The following is a 25,335-nucleotide window of genomic DNA, read 5'->3' on the forward strand; positions in this document are numbered from 1 at the left end:
TGTTTGCGATTAAAGTCATGGGCTGGCCATTTCTGGCGAACGGCGATGGCTTACTCGGTCTTGATCACACCCGTCATCGCCGTATAACGACTCTGCGGATTCTTGAGCTTGTCGAGCACCTCATCCGGCGTGGACTCGCGGAACACCACCATGTGCCCTACCTCCTCGCCGCCCTCGGTGACCCGCTCGATGTCGTTGATCATCCAGGTTTTCAGCTCTTCCACACTGATGCCCAGTTGCTCGGCGACCTGACCGTGGAAGCGCTCTGCGTCGTATTGATTGAATTCGTCGTTGTTCATGGCCTTGGCCTCCTTTAGCGGGTGTAAGTCTGAGGCCCCACATGGCGCGCACAGTTCAGTCCACGTGGACGCGCGGTGCCAAGGACCAGCATCGGCAGAAGACCGAGGGCGCACGAACCGGCCCCTTCCCGGCTTAAGCCGGTCCCACGAAAAGCATCACGCTCGACTTGTAGGACTGGCTTCAGCCGGGAAGGCGGCAGACGTCACGCTACAAAACCAACGGACGGTGACGCCCAAACCAGCAACTGACAAACCGACCTCCGCCTTCAGCCATCGGCATGCGACAATCACGCACCGAACACCGTCGGCCCTTTTACGGTCTGACGTTGAGACTCTCCCCGCGGATGAACCCGATGATCAATGCCCTCGTCTTTTTCGCAACCGTGATCGGCATGGAAGGCTTTGCCGTGTTTGCGCACAAGTACATCATGCACGGTTGGGGCTGGGGCTGGCATAAGTCGCACCATGAGCCGAGAACCGGCTGGTTCGAGAAGAACGATCTGTATGCCGTGGTGTTCGCCGGCTTCGCCATCGTGCTGATCGCGCTGGGCACCGCAGGCGCCCATCCCCTGGAGTGGATTGGCGCAGGCATGACCGCTTACGGTTTCCTGTATTTCATCGCCCACGATGGTCTGGTGCACAAGCGCTGGCCGTTCAAATACGTGCCGCGCAATGGCTATCTCAAGCGCCTGTATCAGGCGCATTTGATGCATCACGCGGTGTCGGGCAAAGAGCGCTGCGTGTCGTTCGGCTTTCTCTACGCGCCGAGCGTCACTCGATTGCGCGCCCAGCTTCGACGCTTGCATGACGGCCCGTTGCACAAGTCCGACCCGGACGTTGCCAAAGGTGCGCCGGTCGCGCCGGCCAGTGCCGACCTCGAGACGCGCTAGCCTTCCACGCCCCCAGCACCACCAGACGCAGCTTGTCCAGCTTGCTCGTAGACACCCGCGTATCCCATGCCCGGGCGCCGCGCTCCCTGACCTTCACGCCGATCTCCCGATAGACGCAACCCGCCGTCGCCACCGCCCACGCCGATCGCCATGGCAGCGCGGTCAGGCCAGCGTTGGCGCTCTCGTAATATGGCTCGGCCATGTCCACCAGCCGCTTCGCCAGCACCGCCACCGCCGGGCGAAACTCCGGAGCTGCTAGGCGATCATGGGGAATGCCCAACTCATCCAGCCATTCCGTCGGCAAGTAGCAGCGCCCCACCGAGGCATCTTCGACGATGTCCCGGGCGATGTTGGTCAGCTGAAACGCCAGACCCAGATCACAGGCGCGGTCGAGGGTCGCGTCGTCACTCACGCCCATGATCTGCGCCATCATCAAGCCGACCACGCCGGCCACGTGATAGCAGTACTCCAGCGTGTCGTCGATGCGCCGATATTCGCGCTGGCTGACGTCCATCGCGAAGCCATCCAGATGCTGCAGGGCATAACGCTGCTCGATGCCATGGCGCAGGACAACCTCCCTGAACGCCTCGAACGCCGGACTGTGGGTCGGCGTCCCGGCGTACACGGCGTGGGTCTGGGCGATTAGCCGTTGCAGCCGCTCGGTGACTTCCTGCTGACTGACCACCGTCGCCGAATGCCCTGCTTCCTGACCGTCAATGACGTCGTCGCAATGCCGGCACCACGCATAGAGCATCACCGCGCTGCGACGGGTCACCGGGTCAAACAGGCGTGACGCCGCCGCGAAGCTTTTCGAGCCGACTTCGATGCTCTGGGTGGCGTGGTCGAGCAGCGCCTGATCGGCGACGCTCATGAATGCAAGTCCTCCAGCATCAGCCCGGCCGTGGCTTTGGCCGATCCGATGACGCCCGGCACGCCAGCGCCCGGGTGTGTGCCGGCGCCGACCAGGTACAGATTGCTCAGGCTCGCGTCGCGATTGTGAGGGCGGAACCACGCGCTCTGACGCAGGATCGGCTCAAGGGAAAACGCCGAACCGAGGTGCGCGTTGAGCTCGCCCTTGAAATCCTGCGGCGTGAAGATGCGGCTGGTGACCAGATCTTCGCGCAGACCCGGCATGTAGTGCTTTTCCAGGTACTCGAAAATGCGGTCGCGGTAACGCGGCCCTTCCACTTCCCAGTCGATATCGGCATTGCCCAGGTGCGGCACCGGCGACAGCACGTAGTGGCTCGAACAGCCCGGCGGCGCCAGGCTCGGGTCAGTGATGCACGGCGCGTGCAGGTACAGCGAGAAATCTTCGGCCAGCGCCGCGCCCTTGAAGATTTCCTGAATCAGCGCCTTGTAGCGCGGGCCGAAACACACGGTGTGGTGCTGCAACTGGGGCTGCGGGCGCTTGAGCCCGAAGTGGATGACGAATAGCGAGTTGCTGAAGCGCTTGCCTTTCAGCCGTGCGCCCTCCTTGACCCCGCGGGGATGGCCGCCGAGCAGCTCGGCGTAGGTGTGCATGACATCGGCGTTGGAGGCCACGCAGTCGGCATTGATCTGCCGACCATCCTTGAGCCGCACGCCGGTCACCCTCTGGCCACTGGTGTCAATGCTGGCGACATCGGCGTTGAGCTCGACACGCCCACCGATGTCTTCGAACAGCTTGACCATGCCCTGCACCAGCGCGCCGGTCCCGCCCTTCGGGAACCACACCCCCCACTGCCGTTCAAGGGCGTGAATCAGCGTGTAAATGGAGGACGTCGCAAACGGGTTGCCACCGACCAGCAGCGAGTGAAAGGAAAACGCCTGGCGCAGTTTGTCGTCCTCGATGAACTGCGACACCATCGAATACACGCTGCGCCACGCCTGCAACTTCGCCAGCTGCGGGCCGGCCTGGACCATGTCGCGGAAGGACAGAAACGGCACCGCCCCGAGCTTCAGATAACCCTCTTGAAACACCGCTTTGGAGTACGCCAGAAAGCGCTGATAGCCGGCGACGTCCTTGGGGTTCATCGCGGCAATCTGGGTGTCCAGGGACTGCTGATCGTTGGCGTAATCGAACTTCGTCCCGTCTTCCCAGCACAGGCGATAGAACGGCGACACCGGCAGCAACTCGACGTAATCCTTGATGGATTTGCCGGCCGCGGTGAACAGCTCTTCGATGGCCGTCGGGTCGGTGATCACCGTCGGCCCCGCGTCGAAGGTGAAACCCTGATCTTCGTAGACGTAGGCGCGGCCGCCGGGCTTGTCGCGTTTTTCCAGCAGCGTCGTCTGCACGCCCGCCGCCTGAAGTCGGATGGCCAGGGCCAGGCCGCCGAAACCGGCACCAATCACAATTGCGGTTTTTGCTTGGGTCATGTCAATTCTCATGATGCTTAGGCAGGTAATGCTTGGGTAAGTAACGGGCAGCGGCTGTGACAGCCTCGTTGATCGGCACGGGCGGTTTGCCGGTCAGCACGCGCAGCTTGTCGGCCAGGGTGCTGCGGCCTGCATAGAAACGGCTGATCAGGCCTTCGGACAGGCCGTAGAACCGCTGCATCACCTGCCAGCGATTCGACGGACGTCCGGCCAGAAACAGCATGCGGTTCAGCAGCCGATAGAAACGCTGGGAGTGCCACGCTTCATGCGCGATGGCGCGAATGCCTGCGTCCAGTGAGTCGGCATCCAGCGTGGGTTGAGCGGCGATCCACTCCGCCAGCCGCACGGCATGGGGCAGCGAATAGCCGGTGGTGCAATGAAAAAGTCCGGCGCGCAAACCGGATCGCGGCTGCCCCGCCGCCTCACGCCAGAACCCGGCGAAATCCCCGGCCAGGGTGATCGGCAGCACGCCCTGCTCTTCGCGCAGGCACTCGGCAATCTCCCAGCCATGGGCGGCAGCGTAATCGGCGATGTGCTGACGAAGCTGCTCGGCGGAAAACGAGTGGTGATCGACGTAGTGGGTGTCTTCGATCAGCAGGGTGTCGGCCGAAAAAGGCAGCACGTAGACGAAGCGATAGCCCTCACTCTGCTCGACGCGGGCGTCCATGATGATCGGCGCGGTCAGGCCGTGGGGCACCTTCAAGCGCAGCAACTGACCCAGAAATGCCTGCTGCCCCAACACCATGTGCGCCGTGGCCTGCACGCCGCGGCCGTCGATCACCGCGCTGGCCTGAAGCCGCTCGCCGCTGTCCAGCACGACGGTGCGCGGGGTCAGTTCGGTGATGCGTCGACCGGTCAGCAGCGCATCGCCCAGGGCGGGCTCGATGACCTCGGCAAAGCGTTCCGACGTAATGCTGGCGTAGCCGCTGTTCAGCCGCCGCGAGCGTTGCGGGAAGTGCACGTCATAGGTCGCCCAGCGCTGCACCACCAGCGGCTGCAGCCATTGATGCTGCTCGGCCGTGAGGTCGCCTTCGTGGTAGGACCAGGTGTGGTTGCCGCCCAGGTGCGTCTGCTCTTCGATGCACAGCACGGACAGCTCCGGCCGTAGCTGCTTCAGGCGCCAGGCGATCAGACCGTTGGCCAGTCCGCCGCCGGCGAGAATCAAGTCATACGTCATGGCAACTGCCTCGCCAGCACCGGCTCGCCCGTGCGCACCACGGCTTCGACAATGTCGGCGGCGCGAGACGTGCCGCCGGCCTGGGCCAGTTCGGTCGCCAGTTGATCGAAAGGTTCGGTGGACAGCCCGCTCAGTTGCGTCAGCCGCTCGCGAATCTGCCCTGCCCCGGCGCCGCGCCGCAGTTGCAGGCCAATGCCGGCGTGAGTAACCCGGGACGCCACGCCCGGCTGATCGAAGGCGATGGGCATGACCAGCATCGGCGTGCGCGCGACGATGGCGTCCATCACCGTGTTCAAGCCGCCATGGGTCACCACCGCATCGGCGTGTTGCAGCGCCCATTGTTGCGGCGCGAAGTCGGTCACCCAGGTCGCGCCGGCCTTGATCAGCCGCTGCTCTTGCCGGGCATCGAGCCCGCCGCAATGGGCCACCAGCAACTGCGCGTTCAATTGTCGGCTGGCCGTGGTGATGCGCTTGAACATGTCAAAACGACTCCCCTGCAGCGTGCCGAGGCTGGCGAAGATGAACGGCCGGTCAGGGTCAATCGGCCACTCGCCCTGTTGTTCGGCTTGAGGCGCCCGCAGCGGCCCGACCGCGTGAAAATTCACAGGCGGATGCTGGCGGGGGAAATCGAAACCAGGGATGGTCTGGCTGATCTGCGCGTAGGGTGAAAGGCATTCATGCAGGCCGTCGCGGGGCTCGATGGCCAGTCGGCGTGACGCATCACGCAGCACCTTGCTCAACGGCCTCATCAACCAGTCGTACACCTTGCGGCTGCCTTCATACATAGGCTGACTGCGTTCATCGGTGGCGTAGGCAAAGGGCATCACCGGCAGCGGCAGTTGCGGCTCGCGGTTGACCGGCAAGGCGCAGGCCACCGACACGTACGGCAAGCCCAGCCCTTCGGCGACCATCCCGCCTGCCGCTTCCATCTGGTCGCAGAGCAAGGCCTCGATCTGCCGCACCGCCAGCGCAAACGGCAGCTCGGCGCACAGCATGCGGGTGGTGTCGCACAGGTCGCGGATCACCCGGCGCAGGCGCAGCGGATTATTCGAACAGGCGGCACGGCGCAGCGCCGCTTCGAGGCTGCCCGGCGGATAACTGAGGGCGCCGAGGGCATGAAAGCCGATGCGCGGGTCGGTCAGCCAGCGCCGTGCATCGGCCTGCTGGAAAAAGGTCACCTGATGACCGCGGTCGATCAATGTCCCGGCCAACGCCTGAAACCCTTGAAAGTGGCTATAGAACGCTGGCGCCACGACGGCAAAATGCGTCATGAGAGCAACGTCTGCAGGGTGTTGGGCGCCAGCAACCGGGCGCTGCGCAACGCGCGAAGGTCAGCCGAGCCGGTGCAGAAACAGGCGATACGCAGCTGGCGGATGACAATGTCGAAGTGTTCGATGACTGCAGCCGTCGACAGGGTCGCGTTGCGCAGCACGCCCGCTGCCTGACCGACGACATCGGCGCCCAGGCGAATGGCCTTGGCCACGTCGATGCCATTGTGAACGCCGCCGGATGCGATCAGCGGCGTGTCCGGCAGTGCCTGGCGGACCATGGCCAGGCTGACGGCGGTCGGAATGCCCCATTGCGCAAACGCCATGGCAACTTCGCGATCGGCCGGGTTCTCGGCGCGCTCGGCCTCGACCGCCGCCCAACTGGTGCCGCCGAGCCCGGCGATGTCCAGCACGTGCACCCCGGCTTGCACCAGCGCCTGCGCCACATCGACAGACAGGCCCGCGCCCACTTCCTTGACCACCACCGGCACACCGACATCGAGCACCACGCCGTGGATCGCTTCGAGAATGCCCTGCCAGCGCCGGTCGCCGCCGGCCTGAACCGCTTCCTGCAACGGATTCAGATGAATGATCAACGCATTGGCCTGAAGCATGTCGACCGCACGGCGGGCCATGTCCAGGCCGTCAGGCTCGATCAACTGCGCGGCGCCGATGTTGCCCAGCAGCGCGATGTCCGGCGCCAGACGCCGCAGTTCGCGGGTCAGGCCCTGATCACCGCCGCTTTGCAAGGCCACCCGCTGCGACCCGACGCCCATGGCGATGCCCAGCTCCTGGGCGGCTTCGGCCAGATGACGGTTGATCGCGGTGGCCCGGTCGGCCCCGCCGGTCATGGAACTGATGAGCAGCGGCGCGCGCAAGGCGATGCCCAGCAGTGAGCTGCTGACGTCAACGTCGTCCAGATTCAACTCCGGCAGCGCACAGTGTTCGAAACGGATGTCGTCCAGTCCGGAGAAGGAGGAACGCACGCTGGCGCGTCTGTCCAGCACGATATCAAGGTGATCGTCTTTGCGACGACCCATATCGCTGTGAGTCATACTCGCTCCCTGCAGCTGAATTATTGAACGGGCTATACGGTATTCTGCATACGGAATCTTGTACAAAGCCGATTTTCCTGTACAACTTTGCCGTATCTTGAGGCATTAAGAAACAGCAGTCGTTCCGTGATGACCGGTCTCGCACGCCGAACCGCTCCGCGACGAACAGTTTTACCGCTAAAGCATAGGGAAAGACCGATGGCAGGTAACCTCGACACAACAATCAAATCGGGCTTTGCCGGGCGACTGGGAGACGTCCGGGCGGCCATCGAAACGCGGCTCTCCGAGCTGCTGCCCGAATCCGGCAACGAGCGCGACCTGGTGGCGCTGGCCATGCGCGAATCGACTTTGGCACCGGGCAAGCGCATGCGCCCGGTGCTGTTGGTACTCGCTGCCGAAGGACTGGTTGAGGACGGCCGCGAGAACAGCCGCACGATCAGGCGACAGGCCGTGGACCTGGGCTGCGCCGTCGAGATGATCCACGCCGCATCGCTGGTGCTCGACGACATGCCGTGCATGGACAACGCGTCGCTGCGGCGCGGTCAGCCCACGGTTCACCTGAAGTTCGGTGAGGACGTGGCGATTCTGACCGCCATCGCCCTGCTCAGCCGTGCGTTCGGTGTCGTCGCCACCATCAGTGATCTGGGCGCCACCACCCGCACCGAGCTGGTCGAAGTGCTGGCCAATACGGTCGGCATGCAAGGCCTGGTGCGCGGGCAGTTTCAGGACCTGCGCGACGGCCAGCACAGCCGCGACGCGGACGAGATCGCCCTGACCAACAACCTGAAAACCGGCGTGCTGTTCGGCGCGATCATGGACATGGCCTGGCTGATCAGCGGCGCCCGGGAAGACCAGCGGCCGCTGCTGCAGAATTTCGCCATGGAGCTGGGCCAGGCCTTCCAGATGTACGACGACCTGCGCGACCGCTGCGCCGACAGCGACAAGGATCAAGGCAAGGACGACGGCAAATCCACGTTCGTTTCGCTGTACGGCGAGGACAAGGTCAGGCGCCAACTGGTGCTGCACCTGTCCAGCGCCGAGCAGGCCTTGCGTGAGGTCTACGGCGACGCCTCGACCATCGCCGGCTACCTGCGGCTGATCTTCGAGAAAGCCGCGGTCAACGGCTAGCCGATTGCGAACCCAGTTTTGCGATGGCTTGCTTGAGTTGTTCGCCGTCGGAGAATCGTTCCTGGCGGATGACCGCGCCGTTTTTCAGCGTCAGCCACTGCACGGTGTCGCGGTCGCCGTCGTACGCCGAGGCGACACGGGCGTCGCGGTCCAGCAGGATTCGGTACTTGGCCGAGCGCATCGCCGGGACCGCCACCATCTTCACCAGCGAGGGCATCTTCTCGATGTCCGCCACGTACACCACGTGGCGCTGCTCCAGGTAACCTTCGGGACCCTCTTCAAGGGCGGCGTTGACCATTTTCGCCGCCGACATGCTGCGGGCGATCAACAGCACCTGGGCCTGGTCGTCCAGCGTGTAGGCCTTGTCGAACTGGTCGAGCAGCGTCCATTTGACGATCGGCTGGGGCGCGTCCTGTGCGAAGGCATTGAGACTGAGAAACAGAGCGAGGGCCGCAAATTGCCGCATGGTGTAAATCCCTTCAGCAGGAAAGATTGAACAAGAATAAGCGTCGAGGATAAGGACTGGCCTGCCCGCGCGTATTACCCTTTTTGGCGCCAATAATGGCTCAACAAATGAAGCGTGCGCCAATTTACCAGCAAGCGGTACGGCCGGTTCGCCTGTTATGGGTTTTGCAGGTGATTTATCCCGGATAACCCTATAGGCTCGGCACCACTCGCGCCCACCGCCATTTTCCGAACACTCAATGAACCTTCAGCAGCGCAACAACGTTCACGTCATGGGTGACGGCCGGGCGACCCTGATTTTTTCCCACGGATTTGGTTGCGATCAGGCCATGTGGCGCTTGATCAGCCCCCATTACGCCGACCGCTTCAACGTCGTACTTTACGATCTGGTGGGCGCTGGCAATTCGGCCATCGAGGCCTACGACCCCGACAAATACGCCACGCTGAACGGCTACGCCCACGACCTCGCCGAACTCGTCCGCGAATTCGGCACGGGCCCGGTGATCATCGTCGGCCACTCGGTCAGCGCGATGATCGGCGTACTGGCGGACCGACAGGCACCAGGGCTGATCGCCGCCCACGTGATGATCGGCCCCTCCCCGTGCTACGTGGACTCCGGCGATTACGTCGGCGGATTCTCCGAAGAGGACGTGCATTCGCTCCTCGATACCCTCGACAGCAACTACCTTGGCTGGTCGAGCACCATGGCCCCGGTGATCATGGGCGCGCCGGGTCAACCGGCGCTGGGCGAAGAGCTGACCAACAGTTTCTGCCGCACCGACCCGGAGATCGCCAAGCAGTTTGCCCGCGTCACGTTTCTCTCGGACAACCGCAAGGACGTCGCCGGCCTGACCACGCCGACGCTGATCCTGCAATCGACCGACGACCTCATCGCCCCGGTTGCCGTCGGTGAATACCTGCACGCCGCGTTGCCCAACAGCACCCTGAAGCTGGTCGATAATGTCGGCCACTGCCCTCACTTGAGTGCGCCCGCCGCCTGTTCCGATGCGATCGATGCGTTCCTTGGGCGGTGGATCAGCCTCAATGCCGAGTGATTTCGCGGCAGCACCGGACGTCGTCGAACTGTTCGAGGGCGCGCCGTGCGGTCTGGTGGTCACCGACGAAGACGGGCGGATCCTGCGCGCCAACCGCACGTTCTGCGACTGGCTGGGCTACACCGGCAACGAGCTGAGTGGCAGGTTGTTCCAGAACCTGCTCACGGTCGGCGGGCGCATCTTCCACCAGACCCACTGGGCGCCGTTGATGCGCTTGCAGGGCTCGGTGGCGGAGGTCAAGTTGAGCATCGTTCATCGCGACCGTCGCCAGATCATCATGCTGCTCAACGGCGTGCGCCGGGCGCATGAAGGCAAGGTCTACAACGAGCTGGCATTTTTCGGCACCGCTGACCGAGACAAATACGAGCGCGAGCTGCTCAAGGCACGCAAGGCGGCGGAAGAGCTGCTGCAGGAAAAAACCGCCGCCGAGGCCGCGTTGCGCCAGGCCCAGGCGGAAATCAACGAGGCTTACGAAACCGCTCAGCGACGCGCCACGTTTGCCGAACAGATGGTGGCGATCGTCAGCCACGACCTGAAGAACCCCCTCACCGCGATCAAGATGGCCACCGACCTGCTCGCTCGCGGTGAACGCACGGCCCAGGAAACCCGGTTGTTCAAGCACGTCGGCGATTCGGTGCAGCGCGCCACCCGGATGATCGCCGACCTGCTCGACCTGACGGTGATCCGGGTCGGGCGCGGCATCAGCGTCAACCCCACGGAAGTCGATCTGCACACCTTCATCGGCCATTGCGTTGATGAACTGCGTGTTGCTTTCCCCCGCGCGGAGCTGGCGCACTGCTCGGAGGGCACGGGGCTCGTGGCGCTGGATAACGATCGTCTGATTCAGGTGATCGGCAACCTCACGGCGAACACCGTGGCGTATGGGGACATTGCCAGACCGGTGACGATTACTTCCGCGCTGGAGGCCGGGACGGTGGTGATTGCCGTGCATAACTTCGGCCCGGTCATTCCCGAAGCGCAGCGCACCCGTCTGTTCGAGCCGCTGACCCGCGGCGTGGATGTTGACGCCGAACTGCGCAGCGTGGGGTTGGGGTTGTTTATCGTCCGCGAAATCGCCCGGGCCCATGGTGGTGATGTGTCCGTGGTCTCCGACGCGGTGGAAGGCACGACCTTCACGGTGAGGCTTCCGCGGTGTGCCGGTGAAGCGGTGGCGTCCGGGGATTGAGCATTCAGCTGTAGGACTGGCTTTAGCCGGGAAGGCGTCGGCAGTCACACTGCAGAATTGACGGTGCTCACGCTGGCGTCTTCCCAGCTGAAGCCGGTCCTACCAGCGCGCGCATCTGACGAACTATCGTTCCCCCGTTAGGCATGCGCGCCGCCACCGCTTCGATCTCGATCAGCATCCCGTCCAATGCCAGGCGGGGTACCGGGATCAGTGTGCACACCGGCTTCATATGACCGGCCCATGCCAGATCCGCCTCCTCGACCCACATGCGCAACCGTTCCTCCGTGTGATCAACGATCAGCAGCGTCAGTTTGAAGAGGTGCTGAAGGTCGGCCCCGCGGGATTGCAGGGCGGTGCGGACGTTGGATATGGCTTGGGCTGCCTGTTCGGCGAAGACCGGGGACAGCTGACCTTGGGCATCCTCACCGCCCTGCCCGGCGATGAACAGCCACTCCGCCATGGGGCTCACGGCGGCGAGATGGGAATACGCATTGGGGGCCGGATCATACAAGCCTGGCGGGTTGGACAACGCGAAGGGTGAAGCAAGGTGGGTTTGCGGCATGGGAATGATCCTGAACGTCGGAGCGCCCAGTCTCGAACCTCCACCTAAGTCGAGGTCAAGGGGGCGCTCCCATTCGAATCGATTTTCCGGGGCGAATCAATTCTCCAGCGCATACCGCCGGCAATGCTCCAGATAGCCCTGTTCGTGGCTGCCCACCAGATGCACGACGTTGCTCCACAGCCACGACGGCGCATCCAGGGTCTGCGAGCGGTTGAGCTGCAGTTCGCGCATCCACGACGAGCGCGTGGCGAGGTCCATCTGCCGGGCGTGGGCCAGGCCGACGACGCGGGCCAGGTAGCCGGCGGCCTTCATGGCTTCGCGCTCGCTCAACTGATCGAGCTCAAGCTTCATGTCTTGGGGCAACAGCTCGCGGACGAAGAAACCGTGATCGAGCATGCGCGTAGCGATCATGCGATTACCCAGCCCTGGCGACAGATGCCGAGCGCCTTCCACCACGCGCTTGCCGTTGTCCCGAGGCATGCCCGCGCGAGGGGTGCGCGGCGCGGCGGCAGCGACAGCCTCCTTGACGTCGAGCAGGCAATATTCCTGATCTTCGTCATCGCCCACGCTCAACAGGACTGCATAACGCAGCAGGCCCAGCGAACTGCAACCCTTCACCCAGTAGGCACAATCGAGCATCTCGACGCGATCATCCTTGGATCGGCCCTTCAGCGAAGTGACCAGCGCATGAATCTCCGGCGTCGCGCACAGGTCTTTCAGGCCGTGACGTTCATCGCGGGACAACGACCAGAAATGCTTGCCCAGCGGAATGGTCGGCCGGGTGTCTTCGATACGCTCCTGAGCAAGGTGCTTCCAGGTCCGCTGAACCGCGCTGCGCATCCCCGCCTTCACCTGCGCCGGGCGTGCGGGCTCCTCGTCGGCACCATCTTCGAACGCCAGCTCGTAACCCTGCATCATCTCTTCGAGCATTCTGGCGGTGGCGACGCCAGGCAGATCGGAACCCCGGGCCGCAGTGGCCAGGGACAGCGCCAGGCGCACAAGGTCGTGGGCCGGATTGCCGATCACCGTCTGATCCAGATCGCGGATGTGAATGTCGATGCGCCCTTTGGAATCCCCGGTCGGCCCGAGATTACCGGCGTGACAGTCGCCGCAGATCCACACCGGCGGACCACTGGGCAGACGTCGGCCTGACTGGCTGTGCAGCCATTCGTAAAACTGCACCGTGCTGCCGCGCACATAGGCGTGGGCGGAACGGGCCATTTTCAGATTGCGTAATTCGTTGAGTGGCTTGAGGCGTGCGGACGGTCGAGGGGTCTTCATGAACAATTCTTTGCAGGGAGATGTAGCGTTGACTCGCGGCGAAGAGAAATGTTGCGGAATGTTTCATCAAACTGCGATGAGAGGCGCGATCACAGAAACACATTACAGACGTGTAGCCGCGGTCAGCAGTTGACCTCTCAAAACACAAACCCATGCCCCAACTCCTTCTCCATCCACTCCAGAAATCGCCGCACCCTGGGAAAGCCGGAGTGCGCTTTCGGGAACACCAGATGATGCGCTGCGACCGGCGCTGACAGCGCTTCAGGCGCCACCTCGACCAACGCCCCGCTCGCCAGGTATTTCTGCGCCAGCAGCGTGCTTTCCAGCGCGAAACCCAAACCGTGGCTGGCGGCCTCGAGCGTCATGTAAGAGCGATCGAAGCTCAGCGCATAGGGTTTTTCCGGACGCGCCAGACCATGCTGGGCGAACCAGGCCGGCCAGCGCAGCAGCGTCGCTTCCGAGAGAATCAAATCGCGGTCCAGCAGATCGGAGGCCTGAGCGACCGGACGCGTTTCAATGAGCTTGGGTGAAGCCAGTACGGCGAAGGTTTCGTTGCGCACCGTGCGCACTTCGAAGCTCGGCCAGTTGGGCTCGCCGTGGCGAATGTCGACGTCGATCTTGTCGCGACTGAAATGCAGCGACTCGTAGGAACACGACAGATTGATCTGAATGTCGGGGTGGCTCAGGCGAAAGGCTTCCAGTCGCGGCATCAACCAAAGCAGCCCGAAGCTGGGTGAGGAATGCAGCCGTAGGCAGTCGAGGCTGACGTCGCTGCCCGCCCGCTCTGTGGCGATGGCCAGGCTGTGCAACAACCCGGAAATATCCTTCAGGTATTGCTCGCCCACCGGGGTCAGGGTGACGCCGCGCGCCGCGCGCACGAACAGCTGACGGCCAATCATCGCTTCCAGCCTGGCGAGTTGATGGCTGACCGCCGAGGGCGTCAGGTCCAGCACTTCCGCCGCCCGTGCAACGTTGCCAAAGCGCGCGGTCTGCTCAAAGGCCTGAATGGCTTTCAGCGGTGGCACGCTGGGCGGGGCTTCGTCGATACGCTTCATGGGGACATGGCTCCACGTTTGTTGTTGTTATCTCCAGACCCGCCATTCAATCACCCGGCACAGGCCGTGACGAGTGCTGAATTTTTTTCAGCATCCAATGACTTTTGCGTCATTGCTCACCCCTGGCACGGAGCACAAGCTGACCTGGCCAGAGAAGTCGGACAGCGAAAAAGTTCGCTTCCCGCTGATCCAGCCCATAACAATAATCACACGAGATCACGCCCATGCTCCTTCAAGGCAAAATCGCAATCATCACCGGCGCTGCCTCTGCTCGCGGTATTGGCCGGGCCACCGCTGCCACCTTCGCCCAACACGGCGCCCGCGTGGTCATCCTCGACCTCGACGAATCCGCCGCCCGCGACGCCGCCGCTTCACTGGGCGAAGGTCATCTGGGCCTTGCCGCCAATGTCGCCGACGAAGCGCAGGTGAAACAGGCCGTCGCGCGGGTCATCGAGCACTTTGGCCGCATCGACGTACTGATCAACAACGCCGGCATCACCCAGCCCCTCAAGACCCTCGATATTCGCCCCGGCGACTACGACAAAGTGCTCGACGTCAGCCTGCGCGGTACCTTGCTGATGTCCCAGGCGGTGATTCCGCTGATGCGCGAGCAAAAATCCGGCAGCATCGTCTGCATGTCGTCGGTCTCGGCACAACGTGGCGGCGGCATTTTCGGCGGGCCTCACTACAGCGCAGCAAAGGCCGGCGTACTGGGCCTGGCCAAAGCCATGGCTCGGGAACTGGGCCCGGACAACGTGCGCGTGAACTCCATTGCGCCGGGCCTGATCCACACCGACATCACCGGCGGCCTGATGCAGGACGAGCGCCGCCACGCCATCATCGACGGCATCCCGCTGGGCCGACTGGGCGCGGCGCAGGATGTCGCCAACGCCGCGCTGTTTCTGGCAAGCGACCTGTCGTCCTACCTGACCGGCATCACCCTGGACGTGAACGGCGGCATGCTCATTCATTGATGTTTTCTGCGCCGGCCGAGGTCGTCGGCGCTGTTCTGAATCGACGTTTCAGCCGCAGCTGACCATAAAAACAAGAGATCAGACCATCATGACTACCCTCTCCCTGGATGCGGTCGTTTCCGTCCGCACCACTGCCTACCGCAAAACCGCCTGGCGGCTGATGCCATTCCTGATGCTGTGCTATCTGTGCGCCTACCTGGACCGGGTCAACGTCGGCTTCGCCAAGCTGCAGATGATGAACGACCTGGCCCTGAGCGAAGCGGTGTACGGGCTCGGCGCCGGCATGTTCTTCCTCGGCTACTTTCTCTGCGAAGTGCCGAGCAACCTGATCCTGCACCGGGTCGGCGCCCGCCGCTGGATTGCCCGCATCATGATTTCCTGGGGCATCATCTCCGCCCTCTTCGCCTTCGTTGAAACCGCTTGGCAGTTCTACGGCCTGCGCTTTCTGCTGGGCATCGCCGAAGCCGGCCTGGCGCCGGGTCTGCTGTTGTACCTGACCTACTGGTTTCCGTCCTATCGCCGCGCACGAATGACCGTGCTGTGGTTCATCGCCATCCCGCTGTCGGGAATGATCGGCGGGCCACTGTCCGGGCTGATCATGACCCGTTTCGCCGGCGTGCACGGCTGGGCCGGCTGGCAATGGATGTTTGTGATCGAGGCCATTCCCACCCTCATCGTCGGGCTGCTGGTACTGAGCTACCTCAAGGACGGCGTGCACCAGGCCACCTGGCTCAACGACGAGGAAAAGGAGTTGGTCAACAAGGAGCTGGCCGAGGATAACAGCCAGAAAGTCACCCACAGCTCGGTCGGGGAGTTCATTCGCGACAGGCGTCTGTGGCTGCTGGCCTGCATCTATTTCTGCGTGGTCATGGGTCAGTACGCGATCACCTTCTGGCTGCCGACGCTGATCCGTAACGCCGGCGTCGCTGATCCGCTGCACATCGGCCTGCTCACCAGCTTGCCGTACATGTGCGCCATCGCGGCCATGCTGTTGATGGGCCGCAGCGGCGACAAGCACCGCGAGCGACGCTGGCATCTGGTGGCCCCGATGATCGCCGGCGCCGTTGGCCTGTCGCTGGCGGCGTTACTGGGCGGCAATCTGCTGCTGTCGGTGCTCAGCTTGTGCCTCGCCGCCTCCGGGGTGCTTTCGGCGTCGTCACTGTTCTGGATGCTGCCGACCACGCTGCTGGGCGGCGTTTCCGCCGCCGCAGGGATCGCCGGGATCAACAGCTTCGCCAACCTCGCCGGCTTCTGCTCGCCGTACCTGATCGGCTGGATCACCACCTCCACCGGCTCAAGCGCCATCGGCATGTACCTGATTACCGGCGTGTTGTGCATCGGCGCCCTGCTGGTGTTGCGCATCCCCGCCGCGTCCGTCAATCGCTAACAAAGAGAAGCCACTCACATGAACATCAGTCCATCACATCAACCGGCGCTGTCGCTGGCCCAGCGCGCCTTCAATATCCGACGCCACGCCCTGCGCATGGGCCAGGTTCAGGGCCAGGGTTATGTCGGGCAGGCATTGGGCGCGGCCGATCTGCTCGCCGTGTCTTACTTCCACGCCTTGCGCTACCAGCCCCGGGACCCGGAATGGGAAGGCCGCGACCGCTTTTACCTGTCCATCGGTCACTACGCCATCGCGCTGTACGCCGCGTTGATCGAGGCCGAGATCATCCCCGTGGACGAGCTGGAAACCTACGGCGCCGACGATAGCCGCCTGCCCATGTCGGGAATGGCGGCCTACACGCCGGGCATGGAAATCACCGGAGGCTCGCTGGGCCACGGACTGGGCATCGCCGTCGGCGCGTGTCTGGGGCTCAAGCGCAAGCAGGCCGCCTCCTTCGTCTACAACCTGCTTTCCGACGGCGAACTGAACGAAGGCTCGACCTGGGAAGCGGCGATGTCCGCATCGCACTGGAAGCTGGACAACCTCATCGCGATCATCGACGTCAACAATCAGCAAGCCGACGGCCATTCCAGCGAGGTGCTGGCGTTCGAACCTATCGTTGACCGCTGGCAGGCCTTCGGCTGGTTCACCCAGCGCGTGGACGGCAATGACATCGAGGCATTGGTCACCGCCTTCGATGCCGCACGCAACCATGTCGGCGCGCAACCGCGGGTAATCATCTGCGACACCAAAATGGGCAAAGGCGTGGAGTTTCTGGAGACGCGCGAGAAAACCCACTTTATTCGCGTCGATGAAAACGAGTGGGACCTGGCACTGGAAAACCTGCAAATCGGGAGAACGGCATGAGCGCACTGACCCACAACGAGCCCGGCAAGAAACGCCTGACCACGTCGGCGATGATTGCCTCGATCGCCTCCGAAGGCCAGGCCACGCGCCCGGCACCCTTCGGCCACGCATTGGCCGCCCTCGCCGAGCAACGCGCAGACATCGTCGGGCTCTCCGCCGACCTGTCGAAATACACCGATCTGCACATTTTCGCCAAGGCCCACCCGGAGCGCTTCTACCAGATGGGCATGGCCGAGCAGTTGCTGATGAGTGCCGCAGCCGGCATGGCCCGCGAAGGCTTCGTGCCCTTCGCCACCACGTACGCGGTATTCGCATCGAGGCGGGCCTACGACTTCATCTGCATGGCCATCGCCGAAGAAAACCTCAACGTCAAAATCGTCTGCGGATTGCCCGGCCTCACCACTGGGTACGGCCCGAGCCATCAGGCAACCGACGATCTGGCAATCTTCCGGGCCATGCCCAATCTGATGATCGTCGACCCCTGCGACGCGCTGGAAATCGAACAAGCGGTGCCAGCCATCGCAGCGCATCAGGGCCCGGTGTACATGCGCCTGTTGCGCGGCAACGTTCCGCTGGTGCTCGACGAATACGGCTACACCTTCGAGATCGGCAAGGCCAAGACCCTGCGCACCGGCAACGATGTGCTGATCATCTCCACGGGGCTGATGACCATGCGCGCGCTGGAAGCGGCGAAGGCGTTGCAGGCCGATGGCATCGACGTAGCAGTGCTGCACGTGCCGACCGTCAAGCCGCTGGACGAGCAGACCCTTCTCGCCGAAGCGCGAAAACCCGGGCGGTTGGTGGTGACGGCGGAAAACCATTCGATCATCGGCGGGCTGGGTGAAGCGGTGGCGACGGTGCTGTTACGTAACGGAGTCACCCCGACGTTCCGGCAGATCGCCCTGCCCGACGCCTTCCTCGACGCCGGCGCCCTGCCGACGCTGCATGACCGCTATGGAATTTCCACCCCGGCGGTGTGCTCGCGTATCAAGGCGTGGCTGTAAGCGCAGAACAACGGGGGGGGGGGCTTTCCAGTCCCCCGTCTTCGCTCAGGAGGTTTGTGTGGACCCCGATCAGTTGCTGGATCCCGAGTACCGTTTCTTCCGCGACGAGGTGTCCAGCGAATGGAGCCGGGACAACCTCGCCGCCATTCGCACACGCATCCACGCTGCGTTCAAACCCGCGGACCTCGCTCGCGGCGAACAGCGCTGGGTCCGTGAACCTGCAAACGGCAACGACCTGCGCCAGTGCCTTTACCGCCCTGACCACAGCGCCGACGCCCATGACCTCCCTGCGATTCTGTACGTGCACGGCGGGGGATTCGTGTTGGGGTGCCCGGAAATGGCCGACGACTACCTGGCGGATCTGGCCAGTGAGTCAGGCGCGCTGATCGTCGCCGTCGATTACCGGCTCGCCCCCGAGCATCCCTTTCCTGCCCCGCTGGAAGACTGCTATCGCAGCCTCCAGTGGCTGCTCCACCAGCAGGCTGCGCTGAGCGTGAATCCCGAACGCATCGTGATCATGGGCCACAGCGCAGGCGGCGGACTGGCGGCGGCGCTGACCCTGCTCGCCCGTTACCGTGGTGACATTTCCATCGCCGGCTCGGTGCTCATGTATCCGATGCTCGACCACCGCACTGGCCCCCCTGGGGCTCCCGTGCAAAACCCTGGCGCGGGCAGGTTCAGCTGGTCCCGGGAGGCCAATCAATTCTGCTGGCAGTGCTACCGGGGCGAGTACCTCTGCGACGATGACCGCGCGCTGCTGTTTTCCCCCGCGCTGGCTGATGACCTGAGTCACCTGCCGCCGAGCTTTATCGCCGTCGGTGCGCTGGACCTGTTCCTGGATGAGGACATGGCGTGGGCCGGCAAGCTCTCTCGCAGCGGAGTTCCAGTCGAGCTGCACGTTTACCCCGGCGTGCCACACATGTTCGACTTCCACCCCGGCGCCCTGACGGAGCAGTGCAAAAGGGATGTCGTGCGCGCACTGAGGAAAATGCTGAAACGTTAATTCGCGCCGTTTACCGCAACGCGCTCAAATCCAGCCTGTCCTGGGGCACCGGCATCGAGAAGTAGTAACCCTGAGCCTGACCTGCGCCCATGTCCCGCAGAAGGTCCAGGGTCGCGGCGTCTTCCACGCCCTCCGCCACCACCGTCAGCCCCAGGGATTCGGCCATGCGCACAATGGCGCGAACGATGGCCCGGCTGCGCGAGCTGGTGGTCAGTTCCAGGGTGAAGGACTTGTCGATTTTCAGGCCGCTGAAGTGGTACTGGTGCACGTAACTGAGGGACGAGAACCCGGCGCCGAAGTCATCGAGCACCACCGAGACGCCGTTGTCCGCCAAATGCTTCATGGCTTGACGCGCCAGTTCAGGCTCGGCCACCAGCGCGCCTTCGGTGAGTTCCAGGCAGATGCGCGACGGCGCCACCCCGTGCTGGCTCAGCAAACCGAGGACTTCGCTGGAGAACTCCGGGCGGGTGATGCTGTAGCTGGAGCAGTTGACGTGCACCGTCGGCCAATGGGCGTGGTCGGGATGGGCGAGGATCACTATCACCTGCTGCAGCATGTAGAGGTCCAGACGGCCGATCAGGCGCAGGCCTTCCAGCGCCGGCAGAAACTGACCCGGCGCGACGATACGGCCATCGGCCTGACGCCAGCGAATCAGCGCTTCGAGGGCCAGTATCCGGCCGCTGGCCACATCGATGATCGGCTGGAAATACGGCAGCAGTTCGTCGGTGCGCTTGAGGGCGTTGCGCAGCGCGGTCTCCTGCTCCATCTGGTCGGACACCTCGCGGCGCACTTCCTGGTTGAACACCGCGTAGCTGTCTCGCCCGGCGTTCTTGACCCGGTACATCGCGGTATCGGCGTCGCGAAGCAAATCCGCCGGCTCGCTGTGAAACTGCAGGTCGGCGCCGACCACGCCGATGCTGCACGACGAAAACACCGCGTGGCCGTCGATGTAGAACGGCACGTCGAAGGCCAGGAGGATGCGCTCGGCAATCGCCACGGTGACATCCGGCGGCGCGGCGTACGCCAGCACCGCGAACTCATCGCCGCCCAGCCGGGCGAGCAAGTCGCTGTCTCGCATGCAGTGGCGCAAGCGGTCGGCGGCCTGAATCAGCAGCAGATCGCCCGAGTGATGGCCGAGGCTGTCATTGACCATCTTGAAGCGGTCGAGGTCGATGAACATCACCGCCAGTTCCTCGCCCTTCTGGGAGAATTTCTCCCACGCGTCTCTCAGGCGCTGCTGCAAATGGCTGCGGTTGGGCAGGCCGGTCAGCGCGTCGTGGGCGTTTTCGTGTTGCAGCTTGGCGTTGGCGTAGTCCAGCTCCCGGGTGCGGTCCTGAACACGCGCTTCCAGGCGCAGGTTGGCGGTGTGAATGGCCTCGGCGGCGCTGCGCCGGGACAGTGCGGTGTCAATGTGGCGGGAGACGAAGGTCAGCAGCTCCTGATCGCGCAACGAGTAGCTGACATGGGAGGTGTAGCTCTGCACTGCCAGCACACCGCGGACCACATCGCCGTCGAACAGCGGAATGCCCAGCCATGAACTGGACCGGTTGACCTCGTTCTGCAGGGTGATCTCGCCGATGCTTTCCAGCCAGCGCGCCTCCGGGCCATCGATCAGGCACGGCCGGCGCTGGCGGATGACGTATTCGGTAAAGCCACGCTCGCCACGGCGCGGATCGGGGCGGCGGGTCAGGCGTTCGTCCACGTAGTACGGGAAGGTCACCTCGCCGGTGGCGTCGTCGAACAGCGCGATATAGAAGTTCAGGGCAAACAGCAGTTCGCCGACGATGCCGTGCAGGCTTTTGAACAGGTCGGTCATGTCACCGGGTTGACTGGACAGCTCCGTGATCTGGAACAGCGCGCTCTGCAAGTGCTCGGCGCGCTCGCGGTCGGCCACTTCATTGCGCAGGGCGTCGTTGAGGCGGGACAGCTCAAGGGTGCGGCGGGCGACGGTTTCTTCCAGTTGCGCGCGGTGCAGAATGCGGTCCAGGGCCATGGCCACGTGGCGGGCTACCACCAGAAACAGCTCCTGATCCTCGACGCTGTAGACCCGGGCGACGTCATAGACCTGCATCGCCAGCATGCCGAACACGTCGTCAGAGGCGTTTTTCAGCGGCGCGCCCATCCAGAATTCCGGGCGATGGCCCACGCAGTGGAAGCGATCCAGCGCCCGCGCCCGCTCGATGGCGGCGGCATCGACGAACAGCGCCTGCTCGGTGGTCAGCACATAACCGGTCATGGACAGCCGCTCGGGATCGAGAAACTCGTAGGTTTCCGCCTCGAGAGCGTCGAGGTCGGTGATGTCGATGTAATAGGGGTACGTGATTTTGCCGCTGTGGCTTTCGTAGAGCGCCAGGTAGAAGTTTTCCGCGTCGATCAGGGTCGAGAGCTGCTTGTGCACGCCTTGCAGAAACGCCGAACGGTCACGGGTCGAGCTGGCCAGGTAGGTGATTTCATAGAGCACCCGCTGGGTGGCCTGGGCCCGGGCCAGCGCATCGGTCTGCAGGCGCAGCCCCAGACGCCCGGCCAGCTCGGCGAAAAATGGATCGCCGGCGTGCGCGTCCGGCATCAACAGCCAGCCCAGCGCGGACTCGCCATGGCCGGTCACCCAACGCTGCAAATGGTGCTTGCGGCAGTAGCCGTCGAATTCTTCACGGGGTATCAACGTCGGCCAGTCCGTGGCGGAACTGCCCTGCCCCAACAGGTGCATTTGCTGGCCGGCACGGTAAGCGGCCCAGCTCAACTCCGGTGCAGCCTCGCGTGCGGCGCGCAGCAAGGCGTCCAGCGAATTCTCCTCGGTCAATCCCCCCACGGCCGACAGGCCGTTATCGCCGGGTGCGGAGATCCGCTCGTCGGCAATCGGCGTGTACCCGGAGAGGGTGGAAAGTGGGGAATTCATAGGCGCTCCATTGCCAGCGTCGGACTGAGCTATCTTCATGGGGTGTGACAGAAGGTTGCAAGCGGCTTATTCGGATTTGCGGTCTATTCGCGACGAAAAAACTGTATTCCGCGACATTTATTGAAATCACACGCTGCACAGCCCTATAGCGGCCTCCAAACGGAAAGATTTAACCCGGCACTCTATTCAGACAGCTCGTCAAACTGCCCGGCAGTGAGGGTTTCATGTTTCGGCATTGACCTTTGCGCGCCCTCGCCTGTCACTGATTGCTGTTACCCGTCTTTTTGCCCCACTGGAGATGATCACCCCATGATCAAGACTTACAGCTACGCCGCGCAAAAACCCACTGACAAGCTGGCTCCGTTGCAGATCGAACGCCGCGAGCCGGGCGCCGATGACGTGCAGATCGACATCCTGTTCTGCGGCGTCTGCCACTCGGACCTGCACACCGCGCGCAACGAGTGGAACAACACGCTGTATCCGTCGGTGCCGGGCCACGAAATCGTCGGCAAGGTCACCGCGGTCGGCGCCAACGTCACCCACTTCAAGGTCGGCGATCTCGCTGGCGTCGGCTGCATGGTCGACAGCTGCCAGCACTGCGCGTCCTGCGCGGAAGGCGAAGAGCAATACTGCGAAAACGGCTTCACCGGCACTTACAACGGCCCCGTGTTTGGCGGCGAGAACACCTTCGGTGGCTACTCCGACAAGATCGTGGTGAAAGAGAAGTTCGTCCTGAAGATTTCCCACAGCGACAACCTGGCCGCCGTCGCGCCGTTGCTCTGCGCGGGGATCACCACTTACTCGCCGCTGCACCACTGGAAAGTCGGCCCGGGCAAGAAGGTGGGCGTTGTCGGGCTGGGCGGTCTCGGTCACATGGCGGTGAAGATCGCCCACGCCATGGGCGCCCACGTGGTGCTGTTCACCACCTCGCCGAACAAGCGCGAAGACGGCCTGCGCCTGGGCGCCGATGAAGTGATCGTGTCGAAAAACGCCGATGAAATGGCGACCCAGACCAATCAGCTCGACTTCATCCTCAACACCGTGGCGGCACCGCACAACCTTGACCCGTTCCTGAACCTGCTCAAGCGCGACGGCACCATGACCCTGGTCGGCGCGCCGGATCAGCCGCACCCGTCGCCAGGCGTGTTCAACCTGATCTTCAAGCGCCGCAGCATTGCCGGCTCGCTGATCGGCGGCATTCAGGAAACCCAGGACATGCTGGATTTCTGTGCCAGGCACGGCATCGTCTCGGACATCGAGATGATCCACATGAAGGACATCAACGAAGCCTACGAACGCATGATCAAGGGCGACGTGAAGTACCGCTTTGTCATCGACATGGCGACCCTGAAAGAAGAAGCGTCGGCCGCCTGACGCTCAATGTTCCCGGGCCGGATGCCGCGGCCTGGGCACTTGTAACATTCTGTGATTTTTCCGCTCGTGAAATATCCGCAACCATCCCCCGGTGCTTCGGTCACAACCCTTGAGCCATGGCCAGCACCGCCTGCTTTCCTGATCCCGACAAGGCGCCAGCCCTCGCTGCTGACACAAGCGCCACGGATTAGAGAGCACGACTCACAAGTGCATGCACGGATTCAACCGAATGCAGTGCCTGCGCATTGGTTATCGTTGAAGACTGCCGTCTTTTGAAGACTGCCCTTGGCCCCAGCCATACCGGATACCGTTCCACCTGCCGTCCCTGCCCGCGCGTCCGCCCACCGTCGGCCGCCAGGTCTGACCCAACGCTGACGAGGAACCCGCTCATGACCGATCAGCCTGATCGCCCCAACAAAGAAGAACTGTCTTGTGACCTCAAGGCCTTTACCGTCCCGTCCCGCCGCAACTTCCTGAAGTCCATCGGCGTGTCCAGCCTCGCTGCCGCGACGGCGCCGATCTGGACCCAGGCGCTGGCAGCCCAGGCCGCCGTCGCCGATGACATTGATCCGCCCGCGCCAGACGAGCGGCGCATGACCCTGAAAGTCAACGGCCAGGCCCACACCCTTAACCTGCCGGCCAACGCGGCGCTGCTTGATGTGCTGCGCGATCGCCTGCAACTCACTGGCACCAAGAAGGGCTGCGACCACGGCCAGTGCGGCGCCTGCACCGTTCACGTCAACGGCGTGGCGATCAATTCGTGCCTGTCCCTCGCGGCGATGCACGAAGGCGATGACATCACCACCATTGAAGGCCTGGCCCAGAACGGCAAGCTGCACCCGGTGCAGGAAGCCTTCTGGGAACACGACGCCTACCAGTGCGGCTATTGCACCTCGGGGCAGATCATGAGCGCGGCGGCGTTGTTGAAAGACAAAAACATCGGCACCGACGATCACAGCGTGCGCGAAGCCATGAGCGGCAACATCTGCCGTTGCGGCGCCTACAAGAACATCCTCGCGGCGATCCAGTCGGCGCGCATCAACGTCCAGGAGGTGAGCTGATGAGAGCCTTTGATTACGTGCGCGCCAACAGCGTCGAACAGGCTGTGGCAACCCACGCGAAAAGCCCGACGACCTTCTTTCTCGCCGGCGGGACGACGTTGCTGGACTTGGTCAAGCTGGACATCATGCCGGCGGATCAGGTGATCGACGTCAACCACCTCTCGCTCAAGCAGATCGAGGTGCAGAAGGACGGCAGCGTGCGCATCGGTGCGCTGGTCAGCAATACCGAACTGGCACATCACCCGCACATCGTCGAGCACTACGCCGTGCTGTCCCAGGCGTTGCTGTCCGGCGCCACCACTCAGCTGCGCAACAAGGCCACGACCGCCGGCAACGTGATGCAACGGGTGCGCTGCAACTATTTCCGCGACGGTTATTCACCCTGCAACAAGCGCGAGCCGGGCTCGGGCTGTGCAGCCATCGACGGCCACAATCGCAGTGTTCACGCGGTGCTCGGCACCAGCGACCAGTGCATCGCGACCCATCCTTCGGACATGTGCGTGGCGATGGTCGCCATTGGCGCGACCGTCGAGGTGCAAGGGCCGAAGGGCAAGCGCAGCGTGGACTTCGCTGACTTCCACCTGCTGCCCGGTGCGACGCCGTGGAAAGAACACGCGCTGCTGGACGACGAGTTGATCACCCACGTGGTGCTCGCCGCGCCGCTGGCCGGCAACAAGTCTTCGTACCTGAAGCTGCGAGATCGCGCCTCGTACCAGTTCGCCCTGGCGTCCAGCGCGGTGATCGTCGTCATGGATGGCAACACTGTGCGTGACGCGCGGGTGGCGCTGGGCGGTGTCGGCACCAAACCCTGGCGCTCGCGTGAAGCCGAGCAGGCGCTCAAAGGCCAAACGTTGACGCCGCAGACCCTCGAGAAAGTCGCCGCCATCGCCCTCAAGGGCGCCAAAGCCTATCGCCACAACGCCTACAAGATCGCATTGGGGCAGCAGGCCATCGTGCGCAACCTCGGCACCTTGAACGCCTGACCGGAGG

At 63.6% G+C, this 25,335-nt stretch carries 22 protein-coding genes and 1 pseudogene; 12 read left to right on the forward strand and 11 right to left on the reverse strand.

Annotated features, from left to right (window positions below; all coding sequences use genetic code 11):
* Nucleotides 1-50: 50 nt before the first annotated feature.
* Nucleotides 51-299, reverse strand: coding sequence for a hypothetical protein (locus IFT47_RS06480; protein ID WP_192172149.1), 249 nt, complete (start codon nt 297-299; stop codon nt 51-53).
* Nucleotides 300-643: 344 nt separating this feature from the next.
* Between IFT47_RS06480 and IFT47_RS06485 the strand changes: the two genes are divergently transcribed.
* Nucleotides 644-1,189 (forward strand): sterol desaturase family protein, encoded by a 546-nt coding sequence (locus tag IFT47_RS06485; protein WP_192172293.1) that lies wholly within the window; start codon nt 644-646, stop codon nt 1,187-1,189.
* Here the strand turns inward: IFT47_RS06485 and crtB are convergent.
* The 5 genes from crtB to fni are packed head-to-tail and all read right to left on the reverse strand — an operon-like array spanning nt 1,071 to nt 7,047.
* On the reverse strand, nt 1,071-2,060 hold the full coding sequence (gene crtB / locus IFT47_RS06490; RefSeq protein WP_192172150.1) for a 15-cis-phytoene synthase CrtB: 990 nt from the start codon (nt 2,058-2,060) through the stop codon (nt 1,071-1,073). The genes IFT47_RS06485 and crtB overlap by 119 nt on opposite strands.
* Complete coding sequence (locus tag IFT47_RS06495; RefSeq protein WP_192172151.1) at nt 2,057-3,547, reverse strand: phytoene desaturase; 1,491 nt, start codon at nt 3,545-3,547, stop codon at nt 2,057-2,059. The genes crtB and IFT47_RS06495 overlap by 4 nt, the downstream gene beginning before the upstream one ends.
* Nucleotide 3,548: 1 nt before the next feature.
* The gene (gene crtY, locus IFT47_RS06500; RefSeq protein WP_192172152.1) at nt 3,549-4,724 is read right to left on the reverse strand and encodes a lycopene beta-cyclase CrtY; all 1,176 of its coding nucleotides are present in this window, start codon (nt 4,722-4,724) and stop codon (nt 3,549-3,551) included.
* The gene (locus IFT47_RS06505; protein WP_192172153.1) at nt 4,721-5,995 is read right to left on the reverse strand and encodes a glycosyltransferase; all 1,275 of its coding nucleotides are present in this window, start codon (nt 5,993-5,995) and stop codon (nt 4,721-4,723) included. The genes crtY and IFT47_RS06505 overlap by 4 nt, the downstream gene beginning before the upstream one ends.
* Nucleotides 5,992-7,047 (reverse strand): type 2 isopentenyl-diphosphate Delta-isomerase, encoded by a 1,056-nt coding sequence (gene fni, locus IFT47_RS06510; protein WP_192172154.1) that lies wholly within the window; start codon nt 7,045-7,047, stop codon nt 5,992-5,994. Before fni ends, IFT47_RS06505 begins: the two co-directional genes overlap by 4 nt.
* Nucleotides 7,048-7,245: 198 nt before the next feature.
* Between fni and IFT47_RS06515 the strand changes: the two genes are divergently transcribed.
* A complete protein-coding gene (locus IFT47_RS06515; protein ID WP_192172155.1) occupies nt 7,246-8,175 on the forward strand; it encodes a polyprenyl synthetase family protein in 930 nt (309 codons plus the stop codon).
* Here IFT47_RS06515 and IFT47_RS06520 read toward each other — a convergent pair.
* Nucleotides 8,165-8,641 (reverse strand): hypothetical protein, encoded by a 477-nt coding sequence (locus IFT47_RS06520; RefSeq protein ID WP_192172156.1) that lies wholly within the window; start codon nt 8,639-8,641, stop codon nt 8,165-8,167. The two genes, IFT47_RS06515 and IFT47_RS06520, sit on opposite strands and share 11 nt — an antisense overlap.
* Nucleotides 8,642-8,879: 238 nt before the next feature.
* Here IFT47_RS06520 and IFT47_RS06525 point away from each other — a divergent pair, with 238 nt between their 5' ends.
* Together IFT47_RS06525 and IFT47_RS06530 are read left to right on the forward strand one after the other, a co-directional pair.
* Nucleotides 8,880-9,695: an alpha/beta fold hydrolase gene (locus IFT47_RS06525; protein ID WP_192172157.1), complete on the forward strand. Its 816-nt coding sequence runs from the start codon at nt 8,880-8,882 to the stop codon at nt 9,693-9,695.
* Entirely contained in the window at nt 9,685-10,881 is a 1,197-nt protein-coding gene (locus tag IFT47_RS06530) for a sensor histidine kinase (protein ID WP_192172158.1), read from the forward strand. The genes IFT47_RS06525 and IFT47_RS06530 overlap by 11 nt, the downstream gene beginning before the upstream one ends.
* 148 nt (nt 10,882-11,029) lie before the next feature.
* Here the strand turns inward: IFT47_RS06530 and IFT47_RS06535 are convergent.
* The 3 genes and pseudogenes from IFT47_RS06535 to IFT47_RS06545 form a co-directional block, all read right to left on the reverse strand.
* A pseudogene (locus IFT47_RS06535) lies at nt 11,030-11,443 on the reverse strand (RidA family protein); the annotation flags it as partial.
* Nucleotides 11,444-11,539: 96 nt separating this feature from the next.
* Nucleotides 11,540-12,724: a DUF2252 domain-containing protein gene (locus IFT47_RS06540; protein ID WP_192172160.1), complete on the reverse strand. Its 1,185-nt coding sequence runs from the start codon at nt 12,722-12,724 to the stop codon at nt 11,540-11,542.
* Between the two features lie 137 nt (nt 12,725-12,861).
* Nucleotides 12,862-13,779, reverse strand: coding sequence for a LysR substrate-binding domain-containing protein (locus IFT47_RS06545; protein WP_192172161.1), 918 nt, complete (start codon nt 13,777-13,779; stop codon nt 12,862-12,864).
* A gap of 224 nt (nt 13,780-14,003) precedes the next feature.
* Here IFT47_RS06545 and IFT47_RS06550 point away from each other — a divergent pair, with 224 nt between their 5' ends.
* From IFT47_RS06550 to IFT47_RS06570, 5 genes are all read left to right on the forward strand, one after another.
* Entirely contained in the window at nt 14,004-14,753 is a 750-nt protein-coding gene (locus tag IFT47_RS06550; protein WP_192172162.1) for an SDR family NAD(P)-dependent oxidoreductase, read from the forward strand.
* Between the two features lie 88 nt (nt 14,754-14,841).
* A complete protein-coding gene (locus tag IFT47_RS06555) occupies nt 14,842-16,140 on the forward strand; it encodes an MFS transporter (RefSeq protein WP_192172163.1) in 1,299 nt (432 codons plus the stop codon).
* An 18-nt stretch (nt 16,141-16,158) separates the two neighbouring features.
* Nucleotides 16,159-17,007 (forward strand): transketolase, encoded by an 849-nt coding sequence (locus tag IFT47_RS06560; RefSeq protein ID WP_192172164.1) that lies wholly within the window; start codon nt 16,159-16,161, stop codon nt 17,005-17,007.
* Nucleotides 17,004-18,011: a transketolase family protein gene (locus tag IFT47_RS06565; protein WP_192172165.1), complete on the forward strand. Its 1,008-nt coding sequence runs from the start codon at nt 17,004-17,006 to the stop codon at nt 18,009-18,011. The genes IFT47_RS06560 and IFT47_RS06565 overlap by 4 nt, the downstream gene beginning before the upstream one ends.
* Nucleotides 18,012-18,069: 58 nt before the next feature.
* Nucleotides 18,070-19,014 carry an alpha/beta fold hydrolase gene (locus tag IFT47_RS06570; protein ID WP_192172166.1) on the forward strand — a complete coding sequence of 315 codons (945 nt, stop codon included), beginning with the start codon at nt 18,070-18,072 and terminating at the stop codon, nt 19,012-19,014.
* A gap of 10 nt (nt 19,015-19,024) precedes the next feature.
* Here the strand turns inward: IFT47_RS06570 and IFT47_RS06575 are convergent, their stop codons facing one another.
* On the reverse strand, nt 19,025-21,910 hold the full coding sequence (locus IFT47_RS06575; RefSeq protein ID WP_192172167.1) for a sensor domain-containing phosphodiesterase: 2,886 nt from the start codon (nt 21,908-21,910) through the stop codon (nt 19,025-19,027).
* A gap of 309 nt (nt 21,911-22,219) precedes the next feature.
* Between IFT47_RS06575 and IFT47_RS06580 the strand changes: the two genes are divergently transcribed.
* The 3 genes from IFT47_RS06580 (at nt 22,220) to IFT47_RS06590 (ending at nt 25,328) form a co-directional block, all read left to right on the forward strand.
* On the forward strand, nt 22,220-23,284 hold the full coding sequence (locus IFT47_RS06580; RefSeq protein ID WP_192172168.1) for an NAD(P)-dependent alcohol dehydrogenase: 1,065 nt from the start codon (nt 22,220-22,222) through the stop codon (nt 23,282-23,284).
* Nucleotides 23,285-23,673: 389 nt separating this feature from the next.
* Entirely contained in the window at nt 23,674-24,345 is a 672-nt protein-coding gene (locus IFT47_RS06585; protein WP_192172169.1) for a (2Fe-2S)-binding protein, read from the forward strand.
* Entirely contained in the window at nt 24,345-25,328 is a 984-nt protein-coding gene (locus IFT47_RS06590; protein ID WP_192172170.1) for an FAD binding domain-containing protein, read from the forward strand. Before IFT47_RS06585 ends, IFT47_RS06590 begins: the two co-directional genes overlap by 1 nt.
* The last annotated feature ends 7 nt before the right edge of the window (nt 25,329-25,335 follow it).

This window comes from Pseudomonas sp. CFBP 13711, from assembly GCF_014842265.1.
Classification (GTDB): domain Bacteria; phylum Pseudomonadota; class Gammaproteobacteria; order Pseudomonadales; family Pseudomonadaceae; genus Aquipseudomonas.

Excerpts from the sequence above, each read along its gene's own strand:
- IFT47_RS06480 (WP_192172149.1), bottom strand. The coding sequence starts at position 299 with ATGAACAACGACGAATTCAATCAATACGACGCAGAGCGCTTCCACGGT.
- IFT47_RS06485 (WP_192172293.1), top strand. The coding sequence starts at position 644 with ATGAACCCGATGATCAATGCCCTCGTCTTTTTCGCAACCGTGATCGGC.
- crtB (WP_192172150.1), bottom strand. The coding sequence starts at position 2,060 with ATGAGCGTCGCCGATCAGGCGCTGCTCGACCACGCCACCCAGAGCATC.
- IFT47_RS06495 (WP_192172151.1), bottom strand. The coding sequence starts at position 3,547 with ATGACCCAAGCAAAAACCGCAATTGTGATTGGTGCCGGTTTCGGCGGC.
- crtY (WP_192172152.1), bottom strand. The coding sequence starts at position 4,724 with ATGACGTATGACTTGATTCTCGCCGGCGGCGGACTGGCCAACGGTCTG.
- IFT47_RS06505 (WP_192172153.1), bottom strand. The coding sequence starts at position 5,995 with ATGACGCATTTTGCCGTCGTGGCGCCAGCGTTCTATAGCCACTTTCAA.
- fni (WP_192172154.1), bottom strand. The coding sequence starts at position 7,047 with ATGACTCACAGCGATATGGGTCGTCGCAAAGACGATCACCTTGATATC.
- IFT47_RS06515 (WP_192172155.1), top strand. The coding sequence starts at position 7,246 with ATGGCAGGTAACCTCGACACAACAATCAAATCGGGCTTTGCCGGGCGA.
- IFT47_RS06520 (WP_192172156.1), bottom strand. The coding sequence starts at position 8,641 with ATGCGGCAATTTGCGGCCCTCGCTCTGTTTCTCAGTCTCAATGCCTTC.
- IFT47_RS06525 (WP_192172157.1), top strand. The coding sequence starts at position 8,880 with ATGAACCTTCAGCAGCGCAACAACGTTCACGTCATGGGTGACGGCCGG.
- IFT47_RS06530 (WP_192172158.1), top strand. The coding sequence starts at position 9,685 with ATGCCGAGTGATTTCGCGGCAGCACCGGACGTCGTCGAACTGTTCGAG.
- IFT47_RS06540 (WP_192172160.1), bottom strand. The coding sequence starts at position 12,724 with ATGAAGACCCCTCGACCGTCCGCACGCCTCAAGCCACTCAACGAATTA.
- IFT47_RS06545 (WP_192172161.1), bottom strand. The coding sequence starts at position 13,779 with ATGAAGCGTATCGACGAAGCCCCGCCCAGCGTGCCACCGCTGAAAGCC.
- IFT47_RS06550 (WP_192172162.1), top strand. The coding sequence starts at position 14,004 with ATGCTCCTTCAAGGCAAAATCGCAATCATCACCGGCGCTGCCTCTGCT.
- IFT47_RS06555 (WP_192172163.1), top strand. The coding sequence starts at position 14,842 with ATGACTACCCTCTCCCTGGATGCGGTCGTTTCCGTCCGCACCACTGCC.
- IFT47_RS06560 (WP_192172164.1), top strand. The coding sequence starts at position 16,159 with ATGAACATCAGTCCATCACATCAACCGGCGCTGTCGCTGGCCCAGCGC.
- IFT47_RS06565 (WP_192172165.1), top strand. The coding sequence starts at position 17,004 with ATGAGCGCACTGACCCACAACGAGCCCGGCAAGAAACGCCTGACCACG.
- IFT47_RS06575 (WP_192172167.1), bottom strand. The coding sequence starts at position 21,910 with ATGAATTCCCCACTTTCCACCCTCTCCGGGTACACGCCGATTGCCGAC.
- IFT47_RS06580 (WP_192172168.1), top strand. The coding sequence starts at position 22,220 with ATGATCAAGACTTACAGCTACGCCGCGCAAAAACCCACTGACAAGCTG.
- IFT47_RS06585 (WP_192172169.1), top strand. The coding sequence starts at position 23,674 with ATGACCGATCAGCCTGATCGCCCCAACAAAGAAGAACTGTCTTGTGAC.
- IFT47_RS06590 (WP_192172170.1), top strand. The coding sequence starts at position 24,345 with ATGAGAGCCTTTGATTACGTGCGCGCCAACAGCGTCGAACAGGCTGTG.